Genomic DNA, 4,363 nt, shown 5'->3' with positions numbered 1-4,363 from the left:
GCTTAAGAATGAGGAGGTTTTTATAAATGAAGATAAGACCAAAGAGATATATAGTTTGGTCAACCAATAAAGAGATTGACCTTAATGACCCCTGGCAGAGGAAGTGGTATATTAAACAAGTATTAACACACGGGAGGGCAGAGGATATTGCTGAGTTAGACTGGGATGAAATAAAAAGGCTTCTTTCTGAATTAGATTTGCCTATAGAAATAAAAAAGGTTTGGGAGAATTACTTCAATGCTGGAAGGTAAAAGAATAATAACAAATCTTCAAAAGGATACATTTTTGAGCCTTGCTCGTAAAATTATGGATAAGATAAAAAAGGGGAAATAAGGAGGAGAATAAACATGGATAAACCAAGATGGCAACAGGAATTTGAAGATTATTTGAAGATAAAGAATCTGATAATTATATCAGGTAATACCTCTGATAAATATCTTTATCAACCAGATGAGGAAATACATAGTTTTACCTCTATCAGCCTTATGAACTACCTTGCAAACTCTATCAAGAGAATATTACCACCCCCTTACATTTTAAGCCAATACGACATTGTTAATAAAGAGAGGATTATTCACTCCAGTTCTGATTCCTCTGATGATACCATCACAGGCTTGGCAGATTCAAAACTTATTCAGGATATCTTTGGGTTGAGAGAGGCATATCGCAGAAGAAGAGAGAAGAATCTTTCATCTTGCTATATAATTAACTGGGCTGAGAAATTGATAAGTAACCCTGAGAAGAATATTTATTCAGAAGAGGAGAAGAAGATTATCGTAGCATTACAGAATCTCATTGAAGAACTAAAAAAAAATCAATATCTTGTTTTTATTACACCCTGTTTAGATTATATTCCCAATGAATTATGGGAAAATAACCCCAAGGTTGCCAGGATTCAAATTCCTTTATTAGAACGAAGTGAAAGAGCGACCCTATTTGAAAAATTACTAAAGGTTCAAGAAGAGGATATAATGAAATGCGTAAACCTTACAGAAAATCTAAGGTTTTTAGAGATAGAGCAACTTTATAATGTTACTTCTTTTGATAATGACAATAGACTTGATGTAGCGGATTTTGAGAAAAGGGTCTATACCTACAAATATGGTCAACGAAAAAACTATTGGGCAGAGTTGACCTGGGAGAAATTGAGTAAGGCATTTAATTATTTCACCGCAGACATAAAAGGTCAAGATGAGGCAATTAACGCAGTGATTAAGATTATGGAGGCGGCTAAGGTTGATATTGATAAGGTTACCGGTGGAAGAATTAATGCACCGAGAGGGGTTCTGTTTTTTGCAGGAGTTCCTGGGGTAGGTAAGACATTTGTGGCTAAAAAACTTGCCAGATTTCTATTTGATACCGAAGAGGCATTAATCCAGTTTAATATGTCCGAATATAGAGAAGAGCATACTATCTCTACCTTCTTAGGTTCACCACCAGGTTATGTAGGGTATAAAAAAGGTGGAGGAATATTGGTCTCCAAATTAAGGGAGAAACCATTCTCTGTCATCCTCTTTGATGAAATAGAGAAAGCCCACCCAGATATTCTCCTTATCTTTCTCCAGATACTTCAGGACGGAATAATTACCGATAGAAGTGGTGAGTCTGCCTCATTTTCTCAGGCAGTCATCATCTTTACCTCAAATGTAGGGAATAGACAAAATGTAGTTTCAATTAAAGATGATGCAGGTAAGATTATGGAAGAATTTATAGAAAAAGAAAAGGTGGATAAGCTAAAGAGAGAGAAGAATCAAGAGGGAATAAAGAAGCATTTTCATCAATGTGTGGTAAATTTTTTTACCAGCGAGATTGGCAGACCTGAATTGCTCCGCAGAATAGGGAAACAAAATATCATACCTTTTAACTGTATTTTGGATGAGAAAGTAATGAAAGATATGATTCAACATTACTTAAACCAGGTTGAAGCACATTTCAATAAGGCATATAAAGAGGGGATATTGGATGTGGATACAAGGTTATCCATAAACGCAGATGTTATTCCTTACTTGCTTGATAAATATAAGGGTGAGATAATGGAATTTGGAGGTTCTGCGGCGGTAAATAGCATTGACCAGGAGATTCGGCAATATCTTCCCAGAGTTCTTCTTCGTAAAATATATGGGAAAAATTTAAAAAAAGGCGAGATACAAATATTTACGGATAGCAATAAAAAACAATTATTATTTGAAGTAAAATGAGTATTTTACTAAACATTGGTAATATATCCAGCTCTTCATTGGTTAATGGTCCGGGGAATAGATTTGTCATCTGGGTTCAAGGATGCTCTTTGATGTGTCCTGGATGCAGGAATAAAGAATTTCTTCCACAAGAGCCGAAACATCTTATAGATATTCAGAAATTGGCAGACTTAATAATCAAAACCACGGATATAGAAGGGGTAACATACTCAGGTGGAGAACCATTTGACCAGGCAGAGGCTTTATACCATTTGAGTATTGTTTTGAAAGAACACGGATTGTCTATTGTCTCGTATAGCGGCTACACATACAATGAACTCCGGGGAAAAAACGACAAATATGTTAACCTGCTCCTTTCCCAACTGGATATATTGATTGATGGAAGGTATGAGAAAGACAACCCCAAAACCTTACTCTGGCGCGGAAGCAGTAATCAAAAGGTCTATTTCTTTAATAACCGCTATGCAAGCTATAACGACCTGGTAGATAAAGAAACAAGCCAGATTGAGCTTTCAGTAAGTGAGGAAAAAGGATATCTAACCGGTATCTTTTCAGATAACCTTATGAATAAGGTCAAAAAGGGACTGCAAGTTTATGGGATAAATTTAGATGTAGGCGTTTAGTTTTAAAAGACGATGGAAGAAAGTCAAAATTCAAAAGTCAAAATTCAAAATTGCAATTCAAAATTCAAAACTGATTTAAAAGCAAGGTGCTACAAATTCAGCTTAGGGATTATAGCTTTAGCTGATAGCCTGCCAAACAAAAGAAGTAGTTGGATTATTATGGACCAACTTATTCGTTCAGCTACCTCTATCGGTGCAAATCTTATAGAGGCTAGGGCATCAAGTTCTCGATTAGAATTTAAAAGATTTTATGAAATAGCTCTTAAAAGTGCTAATGAAACGAAATATTGGCTTAGTTTATTAAATGATACGGGGTTGGCAGAGGAAAAGAAGGTAAATGTTTTCATGGTTGAAGTTGATGAGATAGCAAAAATGCTTGCAGCCAGTATCTTAAAATTAAAAAGCAAAAACTTTTGATTTTTGAGTTGAACTTTTGACTTTTGAATTTTGACTTTTGAATTTTAATTTGAGGTGATAGAATGTTTAATGCTTTTGTGGAAAAAGAGACAATTAAAATAAGACGCAAGAAATTGTTTTGTCTGTTGGATATGAGCAGTCCTATGTCAGACCAGGAAGGGGAGATGTTAAAAGCGATTATTAATCGGGCTAAATATTTTGATGCCGCAAACAAAATAGGGTTTTTAGGCTTTTGGGAGATGTTAGATGAAGAATCATTACAGCGATTAGGACAAACCATATTTGAACCAGACATACAAAAATGGTGCAGACCAATAAAAACCTTTACCCAAATGCATAAGATAACCCAAAGGGGTAGATTTATCACCCCACTCATAGAAGGAGCATTCAGCAAATTTAATGAAAAGGAATTTGATCTGATTGTCTTTAATAAAAATCCGATACACGACTTCAAGGATTGGCAAGAGGCACTAAAAGAAAGATTTAATGAGATTCTCCTTTTTGATTTCTCAACTGAGCCAAATATGTATCCTGACTCCGATATAGAGTATCTTTCTATTGTAGGAAACGAAAGCATCGAAAGACTTAATGAGTTGGTTAAAACTACCCTATTTGAGACCGTCATAAGTGATTTCAAAATCTTCTTTGACAATAAAGCTATCCCTTTTGATTATAGCATTAAAGCAGATACAGAACCCATAGAGACCTGTTTTAAACTTGAAGATAGCCATCTCTGCTTAACCAGCAAAACAGGATTAAAGGCAAGAAAGCTTGATATAAATCTGCGTGTCTATGGTGAAACATCAGTTGATATTGCCATAAATAATAGTCATCCCATACCAATAAGTGTCAGCTCCTCTTCTCTTCCTGAACCCAAATTTATCTTTCTTGATAATGAGAAAAGGCGCTACATAGATGAGATTATTAAATCTGCAGGTGAACCAAAGGTTACGACTCAAGAGACATTAAACCGAGTTATCTCCCAGGCAGAGATTGAAGAAGGGAGGATTTCATCCATTTGCCTGGGTAAAACCTCATTGATTAAGAAGGATTCTTATGCTGTCTATGAGAGGGATGTGGTATTTATTGATGAGAGCACTTTCTTTGTGAGAATACAGGATAATT

General features: G+C 35.4%; 5 protein-coding genes. All 5 read left to right on the top strand.

Annotated features, from left to right (window positions below; translation table 11 throughout):
* Nucleotides 1–26 precede the first annotated feature (26 nt).
* Nucleotides 27–251, top strand: coding sequence for a hypothetical protein (locus AB1422_14200; GenBank protein ID MEW6620463.1), 225 nt, complete (start codon nucleotides 27–29; stop codon nucleotides 249–251).
* Between the two features lie 96 nt (nucleotides 252–347).
* Nucleotides 348–2,198: an AAA family ATPase gene (locus AB1422_14195; GenBank protein ID MEW6620462.1), complete on the top strand. Its 1,851-nt coding sequence runs from the start codon at nucleotides 348–350 to the stop codon at nucleotides 2,196–2,198.
* Entirely contained in the window at nucleotides 2,195–2,821 is a 627-nt protein-coding gene (locus AB1422_14190) for a 4Fe-4S single cluster domain-containing protein (GenBank protein MEW6620461.1), read from the top strand. The genes AB1422_14195 and AB1422_14190 overlap by 4 nt, the downstream gene beginning before the upstream one ends.
* A gap of 12 nt (nucleotides 2,822–2,833) precedes the next feature.
* On the top strand, nucleotides 2,834–3,238 hold the full coding sequence (locus AB1422_14185; GenBank protein MEW6620460.1) for a four helix bundle protein: 405 nt from the start codon (nucleotides 2,834–2,836) through the stop codon (nucleotides 3,236–3,238).
* A gap of 62 nt (nucleotides 3,239–3,300) precedes the next feature.
* The coding region (locus AB1422_14180) for a hypothetical protein (GenBank protein MEW6620459.1) at nucleotides 3,301–4,363 on the top strand (1,063 nt) is incomplete at its 3' end.

It is taken from the genome of bacterium (assembly GCA_040757115.1).
Taxonomy (GTDB): Bacteria; UBA9089; CG2-30-40-21; order CG2-30-40-21; family SBAY01; genus JBFLXS01.
The sequence above is the reverse complement of the archived record's forward strand: the minus strand, read 5'-3'. Positions and strand labels throughout refer to the sequence as shown.

Bases quoted from the DNA above. Each gene is read 5' to 3' on its own strand.
- AB1422_14200 (MEW6620463.1), top strand. From the start codon at position 27: ATGAAGATAAGACCAAAGAGATATATAGTTTGGTCAACCAATAAAGAG.
- AB1422_14185 (MEW6620460.1), top strand. From the start codon at position 2,834: ATGGAAGAAAGTCAAAATTCAAAAGTCAAAATTCAAAATTGCAATTCA.
- AB1422_14190 (MEW6620461.1), top strand. From the start codon at position 2,195: ATGAGTATTTTACTAAACATTGGTAATATATCCAGCTCTTCATTGGTT.
- AB1422_14195 (MEW6620462.1), top strand. From the start codon at position 348: ATGGATAAACCAAGATGGCAACAGGAATTTGAAGATTATTTGAAGATA.